Consider the following 19,598-nt stretch of genomic DNA (forward strand, 5'->3'; position numbering starts at 1 on the left):
TACAACAAAAATAAATTATTCATTCAAGTAAAATTTAAATGAATACTTTACTCACCCACTATACATTATGGTATGGTTAAGCACTTTTTCATGGTTAAGAGCTGCGCATGCAACTGACATTACTGGACTGGACGGTATTTTTTGGCTACTTCGCCATACTGGCACTGGCGGGCTGGTATGTAAACCGGCGTAAGGCCGGTAACAGTAATGACTATTTTTTAGCAGCCAACAGCATGCCGGTATGGGTGGTAGCGGTGTCGGTGCTGGCTACTTCACAATCGGCAGCTACCTTTCTTGGCGGCCCTGATATGGGTTTTCGTGGCAACTTAAGCTATATCGCCACGAATATTGGCGCCCTTATTGCTACCTATATCGTGATTAAGTTTTTACTGCCGCGTTATTACCAGCTTAAGGTAACCACGGTATATGAACTGCTGGAACAACGCTTTGGTGCCAGTGCCAAAGATCACGCCGGTAAAATGTATTTATTTGGCCGGGTGTTTGCCAGCGGCGCACGGCTTTATATGGCAGCCATAGCGGTGGCTATGTTGTTGTTTAACGATATTCAGGCCGGTAGTGTACTGACTGCCGTAGTATTACTGGCATTGATCGGCCTGGCCTGTACTGTTGCCGGGGGCATCCGCTCAGTTATTTATACCGATGCGCTGCAATGCGGCGTTTATGTGCTGGCCGCGCTGCTGGTGCTGGGTTATCTGTATCACAGCCTGGGACTGGATTTACCCATCCTGATACAGGCGCTTAGCTCACCGGTAGAGGGCGGGCCATCTAAATTATTGCTGTTTGACTGGCGTTTTGATGTCAGCTCAGCTGGTGTTTTCAATATGTGGTCAGCATTAACCGGTTTTATTTTGCTGAATATTGCCGCTTTTGGCTTAGATCAGGATATGACGCAACGAGTGCTCACCTGTAAAGACAGCAAAGCCGGTGCCAGAGCACTGTTAAGCTCAGCACTGATGGTGATCCCCATTATGCTGGTATTTATTCTGATTGGCTTTTTGTTATATATCTTTTATCAACGGCCAGATTTATACCAACCGGCGCAGGGTTTTGCCGACAGCTTCGGCGGGGAAAAAGTCACGGTATTTATGTATTACGTATTAAATGAAATGCCATCCGGCCTGCGCGGCCTGGTAGTTGTTGGTGTAATAGCGGCGGCGTTATCTACTATTACCTCAGGCTTAAATTCTATGTCATCTGTGTTGGTAGCCGACATGTACAAACCCTGGCGGTTAAAGCACCACCCTGTTACCGATGACCGGCATTTTGTCCGCGCCGGCCAGCTGGGTATGCTGTTTACCGCTATCACCCTGTCGGCCATGGCTATTTTGTGTTTTTACTGGCAGCAGTATTCGGATATGCCACTACTGGCGTTTGCCCTTAGCGTAATGGTGTTCTCATACAGCGGCTTACTGGGGGTATTTTTTACCGCCTTGTTTAGCAAACGCGGTAACCGTTACTCTGTTAGTGCAGCACTGTTAAGCGGATTTTGCGTGACCCTGCTGCTACAACCTTATATTCTGCACCAACTTAGTCCGCAACTGGCTGCACTCGACTTAGGCTTTACCTGGCAGCTGTGTATCGGCACCCTGGTGGCAACATTAGTGTGTCTGGCCGGTAAACCAGCGGAAAAAAAAGGCGCTGCCATGGAGGGAGTTAACTAAATGTGGATTTTGGCAGTTGATGGTGGTGGCAGTAAAACGCTGGCCCGCCTGACTAATAGCAGCACCGGCCAACACTGGCAGCAACAGGCCGGTCCGGCCTCACTGACCAATGATTTTTCGCTGGCACTGAGTAACATTAATTTACTCAGTGCCAGCCTGTGCCAGCAAGCCGGTATCAGCAGCCAGCAAGTGGTGGCCGTAATGGGTCTGGCTGGTGCGGGTAACCCACAGCAGCATCAGCAGGCTTGCCAGCAACTGGCCCGGCACTATGCCCGTTTTTTACTGACCACCGATGCCAAAACCTCTCTTTATGGCGCTAATCTGGGCCAGCCGGTACTGGTAGTTGCACTGGGTACCGGTTCAGTTGCTATGCGCCTTCTCGCCGATGGCGCTGAACAACAGGTTGGCGGTTGGGGCTTTAATATTGGCGATGAAGGCGGTGGCGCCTGGTTAGGTAAACAGACAGTACGCGAACTGCTATGGCAGGTAGACAGCCTGGCCGGGGTACAAAGCCCACTGCTGCAGGCCGTGGCACAACAAATCGGTGACGACGCGGCTGTGTTACTACCCTGGCTGAAAACCGCCAGCCCAAACGATTACGCTGCTCTGGCACCATTAGTGTTTAATTATGCCGGGCACTGCACAGTGGCCGATAAATTGTTACAACGCCACAGCGCAGCGGTACACCAATTGCTATATAGCGCCCGTGAGCAATTTGAGCTGCCGGTAGTCTTATTAGGCGGCCTGGCGGATATTACCGCCCCGCTTTTAAATACAGAATGCCGCGCTTTGCTGCAACCGCCTCGCGGTAGCGCACTGGATGGCGCTTTTATTCTTGCAACACAACTGACAAACTCTTTACCCCTTTCAGGAAACGGCAATGACAAATAACCAACAGGACTCTTTACTACAACAACTGGATGCCATGAGCTCAGAGGCACGCAATCCCGATAGTTGGGATATCGATTTGTTGTCGAGCCTGGAGATCGTAAAACGCATTAACGCTGAAGATCAAACCGTGGCACAAAGCATTACCAGCTGCCTCGGACAGGTGGCAGCAGTGGCTGATCGCATAGTAGAAGCCTTTGATGCCGGTGGCCGCCTGGTGTACCTGGGTGCGGGCACCAGTGGCCGGTTGGGTATTCTTGATGCCGTAGAATGCCCGCCTACTTACAGTGTACCTTCAACTCAGGTAATCGCGTTAATTGCCGGTGGTAACGGCGCCGTATACAAAGCGGTAGAAGGAGCCGAAGACAACCCACAACTGGCCGTAGAAGATTTACAAAGCATAAACCTGCAGCCCAGGGATATTCTGATTGGCATTGCCGCCAGTGGCCGCACACCTTATGTGCTGGGTGGCCTGGCCTATGCCCGCAGTATCGGCTGTTTTACCGCCGCCATCAGCTGTAACGCCAATGCACCGGTGCTAAGCGCAGCCGATATCGGCATTGCTGCTGTGGTCGGGCCGGAAGTGGTTACCGGTTCTACCCGGATGAAAGCCGGTACGGCACAAAAGCTGATTTTAAATATGCTCACCACAACAGCCATGATCCGCAGCGGTAAGGTGTATCAGAACCTGATGGTAGATTTGCACGCCAGTAACGAAAAACTGGTGGCACGCGCAGTACGCATTGTTATGCAGGCCACCGATTGCACACCAGAAACCGCACGCGAAGCGTTAAAAGCCGCTGATATGAGCGCTAAACTGGCTATTTTGCATATTCTCAGCGGCCAGAGCATTGAGCACTGCCGCCGGCAATTGCAGCAACAACATGGCTTTATCCGTAAGGTATTACAGCAAGGCACCCCCGAATGAAACCGTTACTGTTACTGCTGCTAGGTTGCTGTTTGCTGGCCTGCCAGCCGGATACAGAACGCCCCGGCACGCAGCCGGCAAAAGCTGAACTGCAAACCGGAGCTGAGCAATTGCAACAGTACCTGCCGCTACTGCAAGGTAAACGCGTTGGCGTGTTGGTAAACCAAACGTCGCTGGTTGGCGGGCAGCATCTGGTTGATGTACTGCTGGCCAATAAGGTGAATGTTGTCAGTATTTTTGCGCCTGAGCATGGCTTTCGCGGTGATTATGACGCTGGCGCCAGTGTAAAAAACAGCACAGACAGCAAAACCGGTTTACCGCTGCTGTCGTTGTACGGTGCCAGCAAAAAGCCGTCAGCAGAGCAAATGCAGCAACTGGATATCGTTATTTTTGATATTCAGGATGTTGGTGTGCGTTACTACACCTATATCAGCTCTATGCACTATATGATGGCAGCCGCAGCCGAGTATAACGTAGCCATGCTGGTGCTGGACCGGCCCAACCCGAATGGCGCCTATATAGACGGCCCGGTGCTGGATCCCGCCTTTCAGTCTTTTGTTGGCATGCACCCTATTCCGCTGCTGCACGGTATGACAGTGGCTGAGTTGGCACAAATGATTAAAGGCGAACGCTGGATTACTAACGCCGACAAACTACAACTGCATGTAGTGCCACTGCGCGGTTATCAGCGTAGCCAGCCTTATTCGTTGCCGGTAAAACCCAGCCCGAACCTGCCCAATGATCAGGCCATAGCGTTGTATCCGTCGCTGGGCTTTTTTGAAGCCACACCACTAAGTGTGGGCCGCGGCACGGAATTTCCGTTTCAGGTGATTGGCTACGACAAATTTGGCCCGGCTGGCTTTCAGTTTATGCCGGTATCCACTCCAGGTGCTGCGTTAACACCACCGTTAATGGACAAACTGCTGCAGGGCGAAGATTTGCGTCAGGTACAAGCACAGGGGCTGAATTTACAGTATTTGTTACAATGGCATGCTCTATTTAAGCAGCACAACGAGGTGTTTTTTACCTCTGCCAACTTTATGGACAAACTGGCGGGCACCGATCAGTTAAGGCTGCAAATTGAACAGGGGCAAACCGAACAGCAAATCCGTGCCAGCTGGCAAAGCGCACTGCAGCAGTTTAAACAACGACGCCAGCCTTACCTGCTGTACCCATAAGCCTAATGCAGGTAGCGTAATAGTGCTTGTTGCACCGCACCGCTTTGCTGTTGCTGCAAAATAAACTGGTTAAGTGCCGGTAATAACGGCTGCCATTTAGGGTGCAGGCATAAACTGATACTGGCTTTGGCAACCCCCTGCTCCAACGGATACAGCGTGGCTTGCTGCAACTGCTGCTGCATTAGCCAGCGCGCAATGATGTCGTTCATGTAGGCCAAATCACAACGTTCATTCAGCAACATTTTCAGCTGTGCCTCCTGGCTGGAGGCATCGACCCTGATAAAACCCTGCTGGCTGAAATACGGCTCAAGCTCAGGGTATATATAATGCTCGCGGGTACAGATCCGTAATTGACGCGCCGTGGTTAAATCCATTACCGCATCTTCTGGCCTTAAACTAAACAGGTAGTCGTTGTAACTGAGTACCGGATCTGAAAATATCAATGCGTCTGGCTGGCTTAGCCAGGCAGGGTTAATAAACATTGCGTCGATATCACCCTGATATAACGCCTGCTCGGCGCGCAGCGGGTTATTAAAAACGTAGCGGCTGCTTATTTTCTGCTGGCGGAAAAACGGCTCAAACAACTCAGGCAAAATACCGCTTACCTGTTCTGAGCGCCCGTTAAGATAAATAAAAGGCGGAAACTGAGGATGGTGAATAATCAGTTGGCCTGTCTTTGGCTGTGCTATTGCCCCTTCTATGCTTAATACTGCCAATAGTAATAACAGCCCAAACTTCATGCTTTACTCCGTTAGTTTCTGCAAGCGATAGCGTGCAGCTAAATCCCCCTCAATACGTTTTCCTTGCTTATCAAGCATAAATAACTGATTTTCCGCAACAAAAAACTGTACAGGTTGCTCCGCTTCCAACAACACCGTGCTACCAATATCACTCCAGTTAAACACACCCTGCTCCGTAAATACCCTGGCAGATTTACCTACATACACCTGTTCCAGCTGATAACTGCCATCGGCATTTAACGTTACCGTGGTATTAATGGCCTCGCAGTCGGCACAGGGCAACATGCCCTGATAAGTACCCACCCAATCCAGGCTGGTACGCGCATTGTGTGTAATATCAGCCTGTGGCGTAACACTGTGCGGCGGAGCATTGTTTACGCTTTGTTTAGCTGTGTTGTCACAACCGGCAGCCAGCATTATTGCGGCAGTTACAGCCAAACCTTTAGCTAAATTTTTCGTCAAACTCTGCTTTAACATTATAAGTTCCTAATGTGTCGGGCAATGTTGACAGCCAGCATATAACTTAGCTAATCAACAGCGCTTTACCAGTACTAAAAGGTGATATTGCACTGCCGGGGCTGTATAGCGGCTGAATAATCAATATAAAAGAGATATGCATCATCATGTTATTGTTAGAGGCCAACAATAAAAATATATGGCTTGCTCACTGCATAATAAAACAATGAGCAAGCCGGGCCGGTGGTTAAATAACTAATGGCTTAAGGCAGGTCAAAAATCAGTGCCTTGGCAGCGCTGGTGGCAGTAAGTTGCAATGCAATTTGCTCACTGATCTTAATACCATCACCACGCTGCAGTTTATGCCCGGCAATGTCCAGCTCACCGGAGATCAGGTGAATATACACTTTACGGCCGGGCGCTATATCCAGTTGTTGTTTTGCCGCTGTTGGCAAAATCAGCTGATACAGCTGTGCATCCTGCAGCACGGTTAAACTGCCTTCACGACCGTCCGGCGATAATATCAGCGTTAAACCCGGCTTTTGGCCAAAGTCTTTTTGCTGATAACCCGGCTCACCGCCAAACTGATTTGGTTGCAGCCATATTTGCAAAAAGGTTAGCTCGTCGTGCTTACTGGCATTAAACTCGCTGTGGTAAATACCTTTACCGGCGCTCATCAACTGGAACTCGCCGGCTGGCAGTACCTCGGTATTACCTGCCGAATCTTTATGCGCAATCTGGCCCGACAGCACCAGGCTTAAAATCTCCATATCTTTATGGCCATGAGTGTCAAACCCGGCACCGGGCGCCACTCTGTCGTCATTAATTACCCTTAACGCTGAAAACCCCATCTGCGCCGGATCATAATAACTGCCAAACGAAAACGTATGCTGGCTTTGCAACCAGCCAAAATCGGCTTTACCGCGATCAGCTGCGTAACGTATCTCAAACATTGTCTTTCTCCCGCTCAGGTCTTAAGTTGGGTGTAGCTTATAGTTGCTTCTCAGGCGACAAAAGCGGAATAATTTGGGTTCAATGTTCAGTTTTTTTGAACTAAAGCCCGTCAATGCCACCATAAGCTACAATGGTCCTGAGCGACACAACTACAACACCTACTTACGGAGCTGATTATGAGTATTAATGTACTGGCCATTTGCGGCAGTTTACGGGCGAAATCCACTAACCGCGGGCTGCTGCGTTATGCCCAGGCGCATGCGCCTGATGGTATGCAAATTCATCTGGCTGATCTGCAGGAGGTACCGTTTTACAATGCCGATCTGGCCGAAAAACCCGCCGCAGTAAAGCAGCTGTTAAAACAAATTGGCGAAGCCGATGCCTTATTGTTTGGCTGCCCTGAATATAACTACTCGCTGGCACCGGCGCTGAAAAACGCCATTGACTGGGCCTCGCGTGAGCCGGACAACCAGCTGTTAACCGGCAAACCTGTCGCCATCATGGGCGCTGGCGGTGGCATGGGCACCAGCCGGGCGCAATACCATCTGCGTCAGGTATGCGTATATGTGAATTTGCACCCGCTAAACCAACCCGAAGTCTTTGCCAATGCCTTTACCGGCAGCTTTGACAACGATGGTAATCTGACCGATGAAAAAATACAGGGTATGGTGCGCAAGCAACTGGACGCCCTGGTCAAATGGCAGCAACAACTGGCGCGTTAACCCGCTCCGGCCCGGCTAAACTAAGCTAAGCACCGGGCCGGTTTTCTTCTGTGCTTTATTTTCAGCTGTAGGTTGTTTGGTGGCTTTGGGCTAAAATAAGCTACCTTCAACTCACTGCCTGCTTTGCCGTTATGAAACTTCTTGCGCTGTTGTTATTTATTTTAAGTTGCTCTGTTTTTGCCAAACTGCCCAAAGTCAGCTCGGGCAGTATTGAACGGCTGGAAAACTATCATTCTGAGTTTGTACCACCACGTCATATCGATATCTGGCTGCCAGAAGGCTACAACGGTAAGAAAAAGTACGCCGTAGTGTATATGCATGACGGCCAGATGCTGTTTGACGGCAGCAACAGCTGGAACCAGCAGGAATGGCGGGTAGATGAAACCGCTGCCAGGCTGATGGCAGAAGGTAAAACCCGGCCTTTTATTGTGGTAGGTATTTTTAACGCCGGGCCGCACCGGCACAGCGAGTACTTTCCGCAGCAACCCTTTATGGCCTTAACGGCCGGGCAACAGCAGGCGTTGTATCAACCTGATGCAGCACAACAGGCCTCACTGTTTAGCCAGCCGGTGTATTCAGATAACTACCTTAAGTTTTTGGTACAGGAGCTCAAACCCTATATCGACAGCCGTTATGCCGTGCATACCGATGCCGCCAATACTTTTATTATGGGTTCCAGCATGGGCGGGTTAATTTCATTGTATGCCATCAGCGAATACCCACAGGTATTTGGCGGTGCGGCTTGTTTATCTACCCATTGGCCCGGCAGCTTTGAACAACACAACAACCCGGTACCGGCACAGTTTTTTGCCTATATGCGCAATAAATTGCCTGAAGCCGGTAAGCACAAACTGTATTTTGACTATGGCACCGCCACGCTCGACGCCTGGTACCCACCGCTGCAGGCGCAGGCCGATGCCATTATTGCCAGCAAAGGTTACGACGATACCAACTGGCAAACCCTGCGCTTTGACGGTGCCGAACACAGCGAGAATGCCTGGGCAGAGCGTTTACATCTGCCACTGACCTTTTTGCTGGGTCACGCCACTGCGGCTAAATAATTCTGCGGCGTTTAGCAGCAAGGCAGCCTACTGCCCTGCCGGGAGCAGCTGAATAAACACCGGATTACTGTAAAACCATAAGTCGTGCCACGGGTTCTCACCTTTGGCATCGGCTTCGGGCTCAAGCTCATCTTTGTTATTGGTGCCGCGCAAGCGCAGGTAACCGCTTTGGCTAACTTTACCCAGCGCCAGCTCAAATCCGCTATAGCCGTGTTTAGTTTGCCAGTCGCCGGCATACAAACGTTTAGCTACCCGGGTAGCCAGTGCTTCGTCACTATTGCGGTTTTGCGCCGGCCCGCTAATTACACCTTGTATTACATCTACCCGCTGCACCTGCGGCTTAAAACCGCCGCCATTAGGGCCATCAGGGCCCCTGAATCGTACACGTAGTAGTAACTCATCTTCAGCCGACACAAGTAAAGTCTCGCCTAAGGTAGCCTTTTGAGCCGTATTTTTTACCACCACGTCAATATAGAGGGCATCAATTAAATCGCCGGTGGTAACAAATATATTGCCGGCTTTTAGCGCAGCAAAAATACTCTGGTAGTCTTTTTCGGCATAAACATAGGTTTTGGCGTATTGCCCGGGCCAGAAATCGGCCCAGCCATCGGTGTAATGGCCATGGCTGTCAGACACGCCGGTAACCCACCAACGCCGGCCTTCGCTAAGCAGGCTATCCCACACGCCGCCTAAGCGCGCTGTCATTTGGTCGTAGCCGCCCATAGTCGGGTAATGCGGGTATTCGGCGCGAATGGCGTTGGCATCGATACTGCCATCCGGGTTTAATGTGGCGGCCTGGTGGCCTTCAGCGCCGGTCATACCAATCACCACATCCGGTGCCGTATCTTGCCAGTCGCGCAATTGTTGCGGGGTAATTTTATGATACTGACGAAAACCTGTGGCTAAACGCGATGGATGATTTGCCAGCAGCAAGGGTTTATCCGGTAGCGCATCCATGGCTTTTAATGCCAACAGCATAAAGGCATCTTCAGCTTTTTCCGGCCCGGGTGGCATGCCCTGACGGCCATTATAGCGGTGTTCTATCTGGTACAGCTGCTGTGCTTCAGTCGTGCTGTACGGCATAATAAAACTGGCATGGCGACCGCCAGGGCTGTTGCCTGGTACATCAAATTCCATACCGTAAAATTGCAAAATGTGCGGCAAGGCTTTGCGCGACGCCACCAGCTCCGGATACGCCTGCTGCAGCGCTAATTTGGCACGGTTCGGGCCGCCATGGTCTGTTACCACCATCCAGCTTAAACCGTAATGCGCGGCCATCTGGGCATTTAATGCGGTAGAATATTTCGCATCCCCACCAATAATTGGTGCCGGTGGAAATACCGAGGTATCCCACTTTACGCTGTAGTGGGTGTGCACATGGTGATCACCGGCCAGCCAGCTTTTGCTTTGCTTTGTATTCAGGTCTGTTGGCACTTGCTGGCAAGATGTGACCAGCAAGGTCACAATAGCAGCTAAGCCCAACTGCTTTTTATTCACTACAAAATTCATTGATCAATACACCCTACTAAAACAGTGTACCTATACCCAAAGTAATTGGTGCTGCAGCGGGGCGGCAAGTGCTTGAGGCCCCGGTCACATAGTTAACCTATGTGACCGGGCCACGTGATGCAAGCAGGTGCGCAGCCAACAAAGCTGCAGCTTCCAGTACGAGGGTATAAGCTTAAAACTGAACGGTGATGCCCGCCATATAAGTACGGCCACTGTAGGTGGTGTTATAGGCTCTGTTGCTGGAGTCGCTGTATAACTCGTCCCGTACATTGGTCAGGTTTATCGCTTCCAGGTTTAGCTTTATGTTGTCAGTTAAGCGATAAAACGCGGAGAAATCGACGTTAGTCGTGGCATGGTAGCCACGCTCGTCATCGTCAATAGAGCCGCTTTCCACACCGGTGATGTATTTGCTGCGATAAGCAGCAGCAACACGGGCGCCCCACTGCTCGGTTTCATAATATACCGTCAGGTTGTAGCTTTGTTTTGATAGTCCCGGGAAGGCTTTAAATTGATCTTCGCCTGAGTTTTCTACGTTGCGATACAAGGTTTTAGCATCGGCCCAGGTGTAGTTTGCTATAACACCAAGGTTATTAAACGGCGCTGGCAAAAAGTCGAGATCACGTTGCACTGCCAGTTCAAAGCCCTTAATAGTTGAGGAGTCTGAGTTTTGCGGTGAAGACACGTTAAAAATATCATCTACCGTTTTCCCCACCGGCAACAGCACAGCCGGTAAGCCTAACTCGCTATAGACAATTTGCTGGGTTTCGGTAACGATAAAGTTGTCGATATCTTTATAAAACAGTGCTATCGACGCCAGACCGACATCTTCAAAATACCACTCCAACGCGGTATCAAAGTTAGTAGATTCAAAAGGTTGTAGGTTCGGGTTACCTATTGAAATCTGGCCGATATCGTTTTCGCCCAGCGACGTCTGGCTAACATTGGCCGAAAATGCCATAGCGCCCAATGATGGCCGGGTCATATTCTTGCTAATACCGGTGCGCCAGATCACATCGTCGATAAACTCATAAGCAATGTTCAGGCTGGGCAGATAATCGGAGTAATCGCGCACCATCTGCGTAGGTACACCTTTCGATAAGCCTGCAGAGGTGATCTCGGTGTTAAAATATCGCACACCTAAATTCAACCGCAATGGCGCACCGGCCACGTCATACTCGGTGTCGTACACCAAATAGGCTGCGCGGGTTTCTTCGGTCAAATCATACGCCGAGCTTTCTACTGTGTACTCGTCGGTTAAAGCGAAATCTGTCAGGCCATAAAATGCCTGCAAAGCTGCCATATCACCCTGCAACCAGCTTCTGTCAGGGTGGTGAAATACCTGCACCTGTTCTGCCGTTAGCGTAAGTACGCCCTGATTTTGTGGTGTGGCGGGGTTAGTCGGAAAGTTTTGCGCTACCCGCTCAAAGCCGGTGTTGCTGAACTTTTTATAATTAGCGCCAAATTTTAAACTGGAACTGTCTGTCAGGTAGTAGTCAAAATCCAGCCTGGCATTATCAAAGTCGGAGTAGATAAAATTCGATTGAAAGTACAAATCTTTTACCGTGTAACCTTCCAGCGTACTAACATCAAAATCAGGTGAATAACTGTGGCCGTAAAACGCATCCTGGGTAAAGTCAGTAATAATATTGACGCTTTTTTTCGCTTCAATATTCAGCTTATTTACCCGTGGCTGTTCATAATCTGATGAGCTGTGCCCCAGCATGGCGCGCATTTTCAGCGCATCGCTCAGTGTCCAGTCGGCTGTCAGGCTGATTTGGTTAAACACCGATTCGTTATAGTCCTGGCGGTTTTCATTACGCCAGGTGGCGTTTTCATAATCGGCATAAATCACTTCTTTATCGCCATTGTTGTCGCGCCACACCAGTTCATTCACCACGTTGTTATCTTTTACCGCATGGTGATGCTCAGACAGGGTGTTTTCCAGCTTGCCATGCATCAAATCCAGCACCAGGCTAAAATTCTGGCTGGGTTTATATTGCAGTGCAACCGTTACTCCAAGCCGCTTTTGCTCATTTTCCCACATTGAATAGCGATGGCCGCGCGGGAACCATAATTCCCCGGAATCCAGCTCGGCTTGTAATGCTGTATTGCTGGCATCGGCAGCAGTTTTGCCACCTTCACGCCGCCAGCGCGTGGTATTGCTGCCATATTCCATCGTGTCTCTGTCGCTGTACGCAACAGATACCAGGGCGCCAAAGTCAGACCAGGTGTTTGACAATAACGCCGCAATCCGCGGATCGGTGCTGTCGGTGTTACTGTTGGTACCCAACTGGCCAGACACAGCGGCCTGAGCGCCGTCATAGTCAAAAGGTTTGGCGGTACGTAAGTTTACGGTACCGGCAATGCCGCCTTCTTCCTGATCGGCCGAGTAAGATTTTTTCACATCAATCTGGTTAAACAGCTCAGAGGCGAAAATATTAAAATCAAAGGCCCGACTACGTGACACCCCGCCACGCGCATCCATTGGCGATGACGACGTGCCCAGCGCTTCCATACCGTTTACCTGCACCCGGGTAAAATCCGGGCCCAGACCACGCAAAGAAATCTGCCGGCCTTCGCCGCCTTCACGGGTAATGGTTACGCCAGGCACGCGCTGCAGTGAGTCGGCCAGGTTTAAATCCGGGAAGTCGGCAATGTCTTCCGCCACTATCGAATCCTGCGCTATCATCGCTTCGCGTTTTAAGTCTTTTGCTTTGATAATGGCGCTGCGAAAGCCCTTTACTTCAATCACTTCGGTTTCTGTTGCCACTTCTGCCGCAGCAGATTGGGCCTGCACGGGGGCGCTGCATAAAGCCGGAATTGCAGCCAGTATCGCCAGGGCCAGATGGCTCTTGCAAAGATTCGTCTTCATAATGTGTCCGTTAATCCTGATTAGTTAAGCTAATTGGTGGAGTAAATCTGCCAGCGCAATTGCACAGCAGTCCCCTTAAAGAGCAACAACCCGTGATTTTTGGACAGAAAAAAATATTAAGCTTTTTTGACAGCGGGTTAGGATCAGGCTTAATCAGCTTGCTACACGGTTCGATAATTTAAGGCGTTCTGTTCAATAAAATGCATTTTATTTATGATGTGCTTTTAAACACACTAACCGCTACTTCTGTTTAAAAGGATACCCAGTGCTTAGAAACTCCGCCTCCCACTATGGTTATGTCGCCCGAACACTGCACTGGCTAACTGCCCTGCTGTTTTTACTGGCTTATATCAGTGTTTACTACCGGCAATGGTTTACCGAAGCGCGCACGCCGGAAAACTGGACAGCACTGCAACTGCATCTGTCTTTTGGCGTAACTATTGCGGTGTTAGTGGCATTAAGGGTGTATTGGCGCTTAACTAACCCGCAACCTCAGCCAGAACCAGGCTCGGCCTTAATGCATAAAGCTGCGCACCTGGGGCATATTGCTTTATATGGCGTGTTAATTGTTATGCCGCTAACCGGTTATCTGGGTACCGGCGTTGCCACTGAATATTTTTTCCTGTTCGACATACCCAAATTTGAAGACACCTGGTTATTTCAGACTGTGGTAGCCAGTGGTATGGGCCTGAGCTTTGAGCAGTTTGAAGCGCCGATAGATTTTATTCATAAACAAGGCGGAGCCTATGTGGTATGGCTATTAATACTCGGCCATGCAGGTGCTGCGTTTTATCATCACCTGAAACTAAAAGATCGCACCTTACTAAAAATGTTAGGCCCTAAAAAAACAGCCAACTAGTTGCTGGCTGTTTAAGGGTATAAGTTTTATCAGCCCGGAATCCGGGCTATCACCTTAATCTCAAAATCAAAGCCCGATAACCAGGTGACTCCCACTGCTGTCCAGTTTGGATATGGCGGTGCGCCAAAGATCTTTTGTTTCACTTTCATAATGGTGCCAAATTGATGTTGTGGATCGGTATGAAAGGTGGTGACATCGACGATATCGTCAAAGCCGCAACCTGCTGCAGCTAAAGTGGCTTTGAGATTCTCAAAAGCTAACTCAACCTGAAGCTCGAAATCTGCTTCAGGGCTACCGTCTGCCCGACTGCCAACCTGGCCGGAAACAAACAGCAAATCGCCTGAGCGGATTGCTGCGGAATAACCATGCTCTTCATAAAGTGCATGTCTGTTGGCTGGGAAAATGGCTTCTCTTTTCGTCATGGTATGGCTCTCTTTTTGAGGGTTCGATTGCCAGCGCTGCTGATATCAGCAGCGCTGCACAATTTGGATAGTTTTATTGCTCCTGCATGTTGAATTGGTTTAACATACGAGGCGTATGTATAATATCTGACATACGCCTCGTATGTCAAGTGGCATACATATCGTATGTGACAGGAGTATCGAATGAGCACCCGATTAACCAAGATGGCAGAAAACCGTGAGAAACTGATTGCCTCTGCAAGGCGCGCCTTTGCTCAGCAGGGTTATGCTGCCGCCTCTATGGACAGTTTAACTGCGGAAGCCGGGCTAACCCGGGGCGCGCTGTATCATAACTTTGGCGACAAACGTGGTTTGTTAGCTGCTGTTGTCGATCAGATAGATTCTGAAATGGCGGCATATGCGAAATCTGTCGGAGCCAAAGCCGGCGATGCCTGGCTAGGTTTACTGGCCGAAGGCGCTGCCTATATAGAAAAGGCACTAGACCCGGAAGTGCGGCGCATTGTGTTGCTGGATGGCCCCTCAGTACTGGGTGACCCGTCGCAATGGCCAAGCCAGAATAAATGCCTGCAATCAACCAGAAACACTATTGAACAGTTGATTAAAGATGGCACGTTAAAGCCGGTAGATCCTGAAGCCGCTGCAATGCTGTTAAATGGCGCAGCGTTAAATGCCGCCCTCTGGATAGCGTCCAGTGCTAATCCTCAGGCTATGCTGCCAAAAACGCTGGAGGCATTTAATTTGCTCGCTTCAGGGTTCCTTACGAAAGACTAACGAAAAACAGCTGGATAAGTACAACTGTACATCGGCTAAAGAAAACTCGTGCTCTTAAAGCAAAACCGATTGCTTCTTCAAAGCTGCATTTGGTGATATTACAGATGATGCTATGGCCCCAGCATTGTTGCATTAATATTATTTCTCATTGCAACCAAATGCATTTTAGTGACATTATTGTAAATAACTATCACTAATAGGACTGTGAAGATGAAATATCGTATAGAAGATGGTAAATACACTACTTTAGGCCCTCAGGAATTATGGGCATTTTATCGTGGCCTCAGTGGCCTTTATCGGGGAGCCGGAAGTTCGGGCAGCCCTAAACTGGTTAGAGCCAACGGGCCTAGAAGTAAAGACGTAACGATTGTTTATGATGCCGAACATGAGATTGAGATGGTACTCCCTGACAGGACAAAGGGCTTGTCATTTGCCAGTTCGGTAGAGAAATTGGCAAAAACTCCAATTATCTCAGGTCATGTCTGGTTGTTGCCTAAAGGGACTATGTTACCGGAGGGGCTGATTTTTAATGTCAAAGACAAAGATCATCCTTTGCTGAACGTATCCCGTAAAATGTCTGTGTCAGAATTTACTGAGAAGCTACTGGTATTGTCAGGCAAGATGGTGGCAGCAAATATCAGTGTTGAAAAAGGCACCGGAAAACTTGTCCAAAACGCTGCGTTGCAGGATCAAAAATCTAAAAGGTATTAACGATGTCCAGGATTAATGTGTATTTTCCGACTGAGCTGCTTGATGAAATCTACAGTATTGTCATGCAAGAAGGATATGAAGCGATTAAGCCTTTGTTTAATAATTACATTAAAGCTGAAACAGAGTATTTGAGTGTTGATCAGGATGCTGCGGTAAATTTACTCCGGCTGGCAAATATCGAAATGCAAAAAGCGTTGTTGAAATACCCTTACACGGATGATGAGGATGAAAATTACAACCCTGAACATGAAGCGCAATTTGACGATGTGATGATGGGAATCTACGAGAAAACCTATTATTACTTGCGAACTGAGTTCCCGGATCTTGAAGTCTGAACCCGTTAACAGCATCTGCTGTTAACGTTGATCACGTCTGCTTCATTGATACACACACATTAGGCTTGCTTCTCAATGCTTGCATGGTCTTTTTAGTTTTAGTGCAAGAACTAGAACTTATTATTTAGAGCAGCTTTGGCAATTGGTGAGTCTAAAAGAGTTTCCGGACGAACGTCACTGACTCGTTTAACAATTATTGCTTTTTGCTTCTCTGATATTTTGTCACGGCTTCCGGTAAGGGTTCTTGCTCCACTTTTCATCCTGTCTAACACATAATCCGGCAATTCATGGTCTTTGACAGATAAAGTTCCCTTGTCAGGCGAAATTCGCCCTGTTTTCCATCCTCTATTACTGGGCAGCTTTATTGGGCAGAGTTGTAGAAACTTTAAATACTTAACATAGATAAATGAGCAAGTATCGGTTGTTAGGACATCATGTTCTATACCCCGAACTAGGTACATGCTAAAGTCACTATCCGAGGAATTACTTGGCTTATCTAAGAGAATTAGAAGTTGGCGCTGCTCTCCTGCTGTAGGAGACTGCCCCAGTAGATACTTTCTAAGCCGGTCAATCGCTAGAGGAACATGGCGCAACATGTTTTCGTCAAAATAGCTAAGTTCACCGCTATAGTAAGCATGAGCAAGTACTCTAAAAGAAATAGAAGCCAGATACTTAGCTAACCAAGCTTCATGTGAAAATGTGTCCTGAGTTCCATCTTGATATTTAAAGAATATTTCTTTCGCAAACTTTGCTTCCCAACAGCTAAACAAATCTTCGCAGTCACCGCATAAAAATGGGAGCTTCAATCCATCTTGCTCTGATTTGTTTGGGTTTTCAGTTGAACGCATATTCCCAGTTGGTGATGTGTTCTTGAGGTGACGAAAGATAAACTTTGGAATTATATGACTCAACTCCAGATCTTTTTCTTTTTCACATAGCCTGCATTTAGTCATAAGATTTCCTGCATATAACATCATCTGCATTGCAAACCAAACGAGAGCCCAAAAGCCAGATTGGCACAGCCCTCTACCAAAATAAATAACATAAAAGAATAATTAGCTTAATCAAACATCTGTATCAGACGTAAATAAAGAGAAAATGCGCTTAAAAGTGAAGCAAATCTGCCCCACATCCTTATTGGATCTCAAACAATTCCACATCAAAAATCAGTACAGAACCTGCCGGAATTTTGCCGGTGCTGCGGTCGCCGTAGCCAAGACCTGATGGAATAAAAAAGCGAAATTTATCGCCAACTTTCATCAGCTGTAAACCTTCTGTCCAGCCAGGAATAACGCGGTTTAGCGGGAAAGAAATAGTTTCGTCGCGCTCAACTGAAGAATCGAATACTGTGCCGTCAATCAGAGTGCCGTGGTAATGCACCCGCACTGTGGTGCTGGCCGTTGGGTGGATTTCGCCGTTGCCACTTTGTAATACTTCATATTGCAGGCCTGAAGCGGTAGTTTTTACACCTTCTTTTTTACTGTTTTCAGCTAAAAATGCACTGCCTTTTTCATGGTTCAGCACGGCGGCTTTCTGGTTGTTGGCGTTGTTGTAGAAATAATAAGCGATGCAAGCAAGAACAATGATAATCAAAGCAATTTTCATAGTGAACTCTGTTAGTTGAGTTAGGTAGCGGCTATCTTATGGTGCATAGTAGTTTTGGTCAAAGGTTGGTAGCAGACACAGGGCTACCAGCCCCATTTTCTTTGTTTCTTACCGTCGCACTTGAGCAGCCTGCCGACCTTGCCTACAGTGCACACAGGGTCAGGCTAATGTGATGGCTCGCCTCCCATCCCGTCTTAGGATGCAGGTGACCCTACATGCTCGGTGTATTTAAAATTGAGCCTTCTTTATAAATTGCTTTGTGAGAATAACGATATCAGGAATACACCCGCCATCTTCCGCATAGATCGAAATTTCATTTTCATCGGGATAAGGGGAATGTTCAGACTCAACTATCTTTACTCCTGCACCTTGAAATTTCTCTACATCCAGCGTGTACATATACCCATCACATGTATTCCCCCTTGTCGCAAAATGCCTGGCGACTTCAAAGCTGGTCGATGTAGAGATAAAACCCAAATTTTTCATTCCAGAATCTACTTGATGTGCTAATACTCCATTTTCTAAAGATTCTCCCCATGTATAGCCAGCTCTAAAAGCAGCACCTTCTTGACCGAAGTCGACGCTACTACTGACTGTATTACCATAAGGTTTGAGAATTCCCTGATTAAGGGCATCAAGTTCGGCAGACACTCCTCTGTATAACTTTTTCATCAATAAACAGACCTCCATATGCGCATATCGTACCCTTCTCTGGTGCACAGCGCCGAATAACTATAGCTTTCGCTGTGCACCTTAAATATCAATAGTCACTGGATGCCACTCCCATCAGTATCCACTCGGGAAAAACCCTGGGGGACTTCCTGTTAGCCTGTTCGCTCCTTAATTTTTTCCACTCTCATTAACGCAATATTTAAAAATTCAATTTCAAGACCAAAAATCAGTTCAAAAATATTTCGAGGAGAGACTGAATTAATAGTGATTGATTCACTAGACATCCCCCACTCCGGAGCCTTTTCACGTAATGCTGATAAGTATGCGTCTATAACAAGGTGATCTTCGATAGCAGCATTTAACCTATCTCGAATATCGGAGTCACTCAATGATATAGAACTGACGTTATGAGCAAACTCATTACGGATTCTTCTAAATATATTGAACATTACGCTCTGCTTTTTTGTAATGAGACCCAGCCTGTAAGACATTTCAATCTTCGCTGAAAATGTGCCTAAAGCTCCATTATTTTCAAATATTGGATCACGTTTAACAGTGCTTTCGACCAATTTCGCCACTAATAGCTTTTCTAACCCAAGCTCTAGCATTGCTGCAGCAATAAGGACAGCCCCCCGATCACTTTCACCTTTTAAGGTGCTAGTTGTAATTTGATATGAGCTCACTTTACATCACCGTAAATTTATAGGCTGGCTAACGCTGATCGACGGATCAACACGCACTTAAACACGAGTTCACCTGTCTTTGTAAATTTGGATTAGAAAACATTACGCCGTTTTTCTAAGGCTGACAATACCTTATGGGTACATGTAGTTTTGCCTTGAGCACAATGCCTGCTTTGCCTACAATGGCGCATATTTTATTTACCATAGGCCTTAGCCATGAACGACACTGTAAAAAACGACACTGTACGCCCGGAGTTACCGGATCGCCTTTCAGTTAACCCGCGCAGCAAGCATTATGTGGCAGCAATTTTCGAGCATGACATTGGTATTAAGCTAAACGGCAAAGAGCGTTTTGATGTGGAAGAATATTGCATCAGCGAAGGTTGGGTGAAAGTGGCTGCAGCTAAAGCACTGGACCGCCGTGGCCAGCCGCTGTTAATGACACTAAAAGGCACTGTTGAAGCGTTTTATCGTTAAGCCATAGCGGTAAACCCGTCTTAACAGCTAACTTGCCGCTTTGCTTAAAAACCTGCTAAGCGGCATGCTGTGC

At 48.1% G+C, this 19,598-nt stretch carries 21 protein-coding genes; 11 read left to right on the forward strand and 10 right to left on the reverse strand.

Annotated elements, in window-relative coordinates; translation table 11 throughout:
* Nucleotides 1-107 precede the first annotated feature (107 nt).
* From J3B89_RS03635 to J3B89_RS03650, 4 genes are read left to right on the forward strand one after another with little or no spacing between them, the layout of a single operon-like run.
* Nucleotides 108-1,682 carry a sodium:solute symporter gene (locus J3B89_RS03635; protein WP_215396129.1) on the forward strand — a complete coding sequence of 525 codons (1,575 nt, stop codon included), beginning with the start codon at nt 108-110 and terminating at the stop codon, nt 1,680-1,682.
* The gene (locus J3B89_RS03640; RefSeq protein WP_215396130.1) at nt 1,683-2,573 is read left to right on the forward strand and encodes a glucosamine kinase nucleotide-binding domain-containing protein; all 891 of its coding nucleotides are present in this window, start codon (nt 1,683-1,685) and stop codon (nt 2,571-2,573) included.
* Nucleotides 2,563-3,498 (forward strand): N-acetylmuramic acid 6-phosphate etherase, encoded by a 936-nt coding sequence (gene murQ / locus J3B89_RS03645; RefSeq protein WP_215396131.1) that lies wholly within the window; start codon nt 2,563-2,565, stop codon nt 3,496-3,498. The genes J3B89_RS03640 and murQ overlap by 11 nt, the downstream gene beginning before the upstream one ends.
* Nucleotides 3,495-4,676, forward strand: a complete 1,182-nt coding sequence (locus tag J3B89_RS03650) for an exo-beta-N-acetylmuramidase NamZ family protein (protein WP_215396132.1) — start codon at nt 3,495-3,497, stop codon at nt 4,674-4,676. Before murQ ends, J3B89_RS03650 begins: the two co-directional genes overlap by 4 nt.
* A 2-nt stretch (nt 4,677-4,678) precedes the next feature.
* Here J3B89_RS03650 and J3B89_RS03655 read toward each other — a convergent pair whose 3' ends face one another.
* From J3B89_RS03655 to J3B89_RS03665, 3 genes are all read right to left on the reverse strand, one after another.
* On the reverse strand, nt 4,679-5,416 hold the full coding sequence (locus J3B89_RS03655; protein WP_215396133.1) for a substrate-binding periplasmic protein: 738 nt from the start codon (nt 5,414-5,416) through the stop codon (nt 4,679-4,681).
* Between the two features lie 3 nt (nt 5,417-5,419).
* Complete coding sequence (locus J3B89_RS03660; RefSeq protein WP_215396134.1) at nt 5,420-5,893, reverse strand: copper resistance protein NlpE; 474 nt, start codon at nt 5,891-5,893, stop codon at nt 5,420-5,422.
* A 242-nt stretch (nt 5,894-6,135) separates the two neighbouring features.
* Entirely contained in the window at nt 6,136-6,825 is a 690-nt protein-coding gene (locus J3B89_RS03665; protein ID WP_215396135.1) for a pirin family protein, read from the reverse strand.
* A 177-nt stretch (nt 6,826-7,002) separates the two neighbouring features.
* Between J3B89_RS03665 and J3B89_RS03670 the strand changes: the two genes are divergently transcribed.
* A complete protein-coding gene (locus J3B89_RS03670; RefSeq protein WP_215396136.1) occupies nt 7,003-7,548 on the forward strand; it encodes an NADPH-dependent FMN reductase in 546 nt (181 codons plus the stop codon).
* Between the two features lie 131 nt (nt 7,549-7,679).
* Nucleotides 7,680-8,609, forward strand: coding sequence for an alpha/beta hydrolase (locus J3B89_RS03675; protein WP_215396137.1), 930 nt, complete (start codon nt 7,680-7,682; stop codon nt 8,607-8,609).
* A gap of 27 nt (nt 8,610-8,636) precedes the next feature.
* Here J3B89_RS03675 and J3B89_RS03680 read toward each other — a convergent pair whose 3' ends face one another.
* Together J3B89_RS03680 and J3B89_RS03685 are read right to left on the reverse strand one after the other, a co-directional pair.
* Nucleotides 8,637-10,118 (reverse strand): phosphoesterase, encoded by a 1,482-nt coding sequence (locus tag J3B89_RS03680; RefSeq protein WP_215396138.1) that lies wholly within the window; start codon nt 10,116-10,118, stop codon nt 8,637-8,639.
* A 172-nt stretch (nt 10,119-10,290) separates the two neighbouring features.
* Nucleotides 10,291-12,990: a TonB-dependent receptor gene (locus tag J3B89_RS03685; protein ID WP_215396139.1), complete on the reverse strand. Its 2,700-nt coding sequence runs from the start codon at nt 12,988-12,990 to the stop codon at nt 10,291-10,293.
* Between the two features lie 265 nt (nt 12,991-13,255).
* Between J3B89_RS03685 and J3B89_RS03690 the strand changes: the two genes are divergently transcribed.
* Nucleotides 13,256-13,849 carry a cytochrome b gene (locus J3B89_RS03690; RefSeq protein ID WP_215396140.1) on the forward strand — a complete coding sequence of 198 codons (594 nt, stop codon included), beginning with the start codon at nt 13,256-13,258 and terminating at the stop codon, nt 13,847-13,849.
* Between the two features lie 29 nt (nt 13,850-13,878).
* On the opposite strand, the gene J3B89_RS03695 is transcribed toward J3B89_RS03690, so the two are convergent.
* Nucleotides 13,879-14,271, reverse strand: coding sequence for a RidA family protein (locus J3B89_RS03695; protein WP_068227754.1), 393 nt, complete (start codon nt 14,269-14,271; stop codon nt 13,879-13,881).
* 183 nt (nt 14,272-14,454) lie between these two features.
* Here J3B89_RS03695 and J3B89_RS03700 point away from each other — a divergent pair, with 183 nt between their 5' ends.
* The 3 genes from J3B89_RS03700 to J3B89_RS03710 all read left to right on the forward strand — a co-directional run bounded on the left by J3B89_RS03700 (nt 14,455) and on the right by J3B89_RS03710 (nt 16,088).
* Entirely contained in the window at nt 14,455-15,042 is a 588-nt protein-coding gene (locus J3B89_RS03700; protein ID WP_215396141.1) for a TetR/AcrR family transcriptional regulator, read from the forward strand.
* Nucleotides 15,043-15,252: 210 nt separating this feature from the next.
* Entirely contained in the window at nt 15,253-15,753 is a 501-nt protein-coding gene (locus J3B89_RS03705) for a hypothetical protein (RefSeq protein ID WP_215396142.1), read from the forward strand.
* Nucleotides 15,754-15,755: 2 nt separating this feature from the next.
* On the forward strand, nt 15,756-16,088 hold the full coding sequence (locus J3B89_RS03710; protein ID WP_215396143.1) for a hypothetical protein: 333 nt from the start codon (nt 15,756-15,758) through the stop codon (nt 16,086-16,088).
* A gap of 110 nt (nt 16,089-16,198) precedes the next feature.
* Here J3B89_RS03710 and J3B89_RS03715 read toward each other — a convergent pair whose 3' ends face one another.
* The 4 genes from J3B89_RS03715 to J3B89_RS03730 all read right to left on the reverse strand — a co-directional run bounded on the left by J3B89_RS03715 (nt 16,199) and on the right by J3B89_RS03730 (nt 19,048).
* Entirely contained in the window at nt 16,199-17,041 is an 843-nt protein-coding gene (locus J3B89_RS03715) for a hypothetical protein (RefSeq protein WP_215396144.1), read from the reverse strand.
* Nucleotides 17,042-17,222: 181 nt separating this feature from the next.
* Entirely contained in the window at nt 17,223-17,693 is a 471-nt protein-coding gene (bamJ, locus tag J3B89_RS03720; protein ID WP_215396145.1) for a BamJ family beta-barrel-assembly machinery protein, read from the reverse strand.
* A gap of 228 nt (nt 17,694-17,921) precedes the next feature.
* Entirely contained in the window at nt 17,922-18,365 is a 444-nt protein-coding gene (locus J3B89_RS03725; protein WP_068227744.1) for a hypothetical protein, read from the reverse strand.
* A gap of 152 nt (nt 18,366-18,517) precedes the next feature.
* On the reverse strand, nt 18,518-19,048 hold the full coding sequence (locus J3B89_RS03730; RefSeq protein WP_215396146.1) for a hypothetical protein: 531 nt from the start codon (nt 19,046-19,048) through the stop codon (nt 18,518-18,520).
* Nucleotides 19,049-19,264: 216 nt separating this feature from the next.
* On the opposite strand from J3B89_RS03730, the gene J3B89_RS03735 reads away from it, so the two are divergent.
* Nucleotides 19,265-19,525, forward strand: a complete 261-nt coding sequence (locus J3B89_RS03735) for a DUF3297 family protein (protein WP_215396147.1) — start codon at nt 19,265-19,267, stop codon at nt 19,523-19,525.
* Nucleotides 19,526-19,598 lie beyond the last annotated feature (73 nt).

Origin of the sequence: Rheinheimera oceanensis (assembly GCF_018831085.1) — a bacterium.
GTDB lineage: Bacteria > Pseudomonadota > Gammaproteobacteria > Enterobacterales > Alteromonadaceae > Alishewanella > Alishewanella oceanensis.

Bases quoted from the DNA above. Each gene is read 5' to 3' on its own strand.
- J3B89_RS03635 (WP_215396129.1), top strand. From the start codon at position 108: ATGCAACTGACATTACTGGACTGGACGGTATTTTTTGGCTACTTCGCC.
- J3B89_RS03640 (WP_215396130.1), top strand. From the start codon at position 1,683: ATGTGGATTTTGGCAGTTGATGGTGGTGGCAGTAAAACGCTGGCCCGC.
- murQ (WP_215396131.1), top strand. From the start codon at position 2,563: ATGACAAATAACCAACAGGACTCTTTACTACAACAACTGGATGCCATG.
- J3B89_RS03650 (WP_215396132.1), top strand. From the start codon at position 3,495: ATGAAACCGTTACTGTTACTGCTGCTAGGTTGCTGTTTGCTGGCCTGC.
- J3B89_RS03655 (WP_215396133.1), bottom strand. From the start codon at position 5,416: ATGAAGTTTGGGCTGTTATTACTATTGGCAGTATTAAGCATAGAAGGG.
- J3B89_RS03660 (WP_215396134.1), bottom strand. From the start codon at position 5,893: ATGTTAAAGCAGAGTTTGACGAAAAATTTAGCTAAAGGTTTGGCTGTA.
- J3B89_RS03665 (WP_215396135.1), bottom strand. From the start codon at position 6,825: ATGTTTGAGATACGTTACGCAGCTGATCGCGGTAAAGCCGATTTTGGC.
- J3B89_RS03670 (WP_215396136.1), top strand. From the start codon at position 7,003: ATGAGTATTAATGTACTGGCCATTTGCGGCAGTTTACGGGCGAAATCC.
- J3B89_RS03675 (WP_215396137.1), top strand. From the start codon at position 7,680: ATGAAACTTCTTGCGCTGTTGTTATTTATTTTAAGTTGCTCTGTTTTT.
- J3B89_RS03680 (WP_215396138.1), bottom strand. From the start codon at position 10,118: ATGAATTTTGTAGTGAATAAAAAGCAGTTGGGCTTAGCTGCTATTGTG.
- J3B89_RS03685 (WP_215396139.1), bottom strand. From the start codon at position 12,990: ATGAAGACGAATCTTTGCAAGAGCCATCTGGCCCTGGCGATACTGGCT.
- J3B89_RS03695 (WP_068227754.1), bottom strand. From the start codon at position 14,271: ATGACGAAAAGAGAAGCCATTTTCCCAGCCAACAGACATGCACTTTAT.
- J3B89_RS03700 (WP_215396141.1), top strand. From the start codon at position 14,455: ATGAGCACCCGATTAACCAAGATGGCAGAAAACCGTGAGAAACTGATT.
- J3B89_RS03705 (WP_215396142.1), top strand. From the start codon at position 15,253: ATGAAATATCGTATAGAAGATGGTAAATACACTACTTTAGGCCCTCAG.
- J3B89_RS03710 (WP_215396143.1), top strand. From the start codon at position 15,756: ATGTCCAGGATTAATGTGTATTTTCCGACTGAGCTGCTTGATGAAATC.
- J3B89_RS03715 (WP_215396144.1), bottom strand. From the start codon at position 17,041: ATGACTAAATGCAGGCTATGTGAAAAAGAAAAAGATCTGGAGTTGAGT.
- bamJ (WP_215396145.1), bottom strand. From the start codon at position 17,693: ATGAAAATTGCTTTGATTATCATTGTTCTTGCTTGCATCGCTTATTAT.
- J3B89_RS03725 (WP_068227744.1), bottom strand. From the start codon at position 18,365: ATGAAAAAGTTATACAGAGGAGTGTCTGCCGAACTTGATGCCCTTAAT.
- J3B89_RS03735 (WP_215396147.1), top strand. From the start codon at position 19,265: ATGAACGACACTGTAAAAAACGACACTGTACGCCCGGAGTTACCGGAT.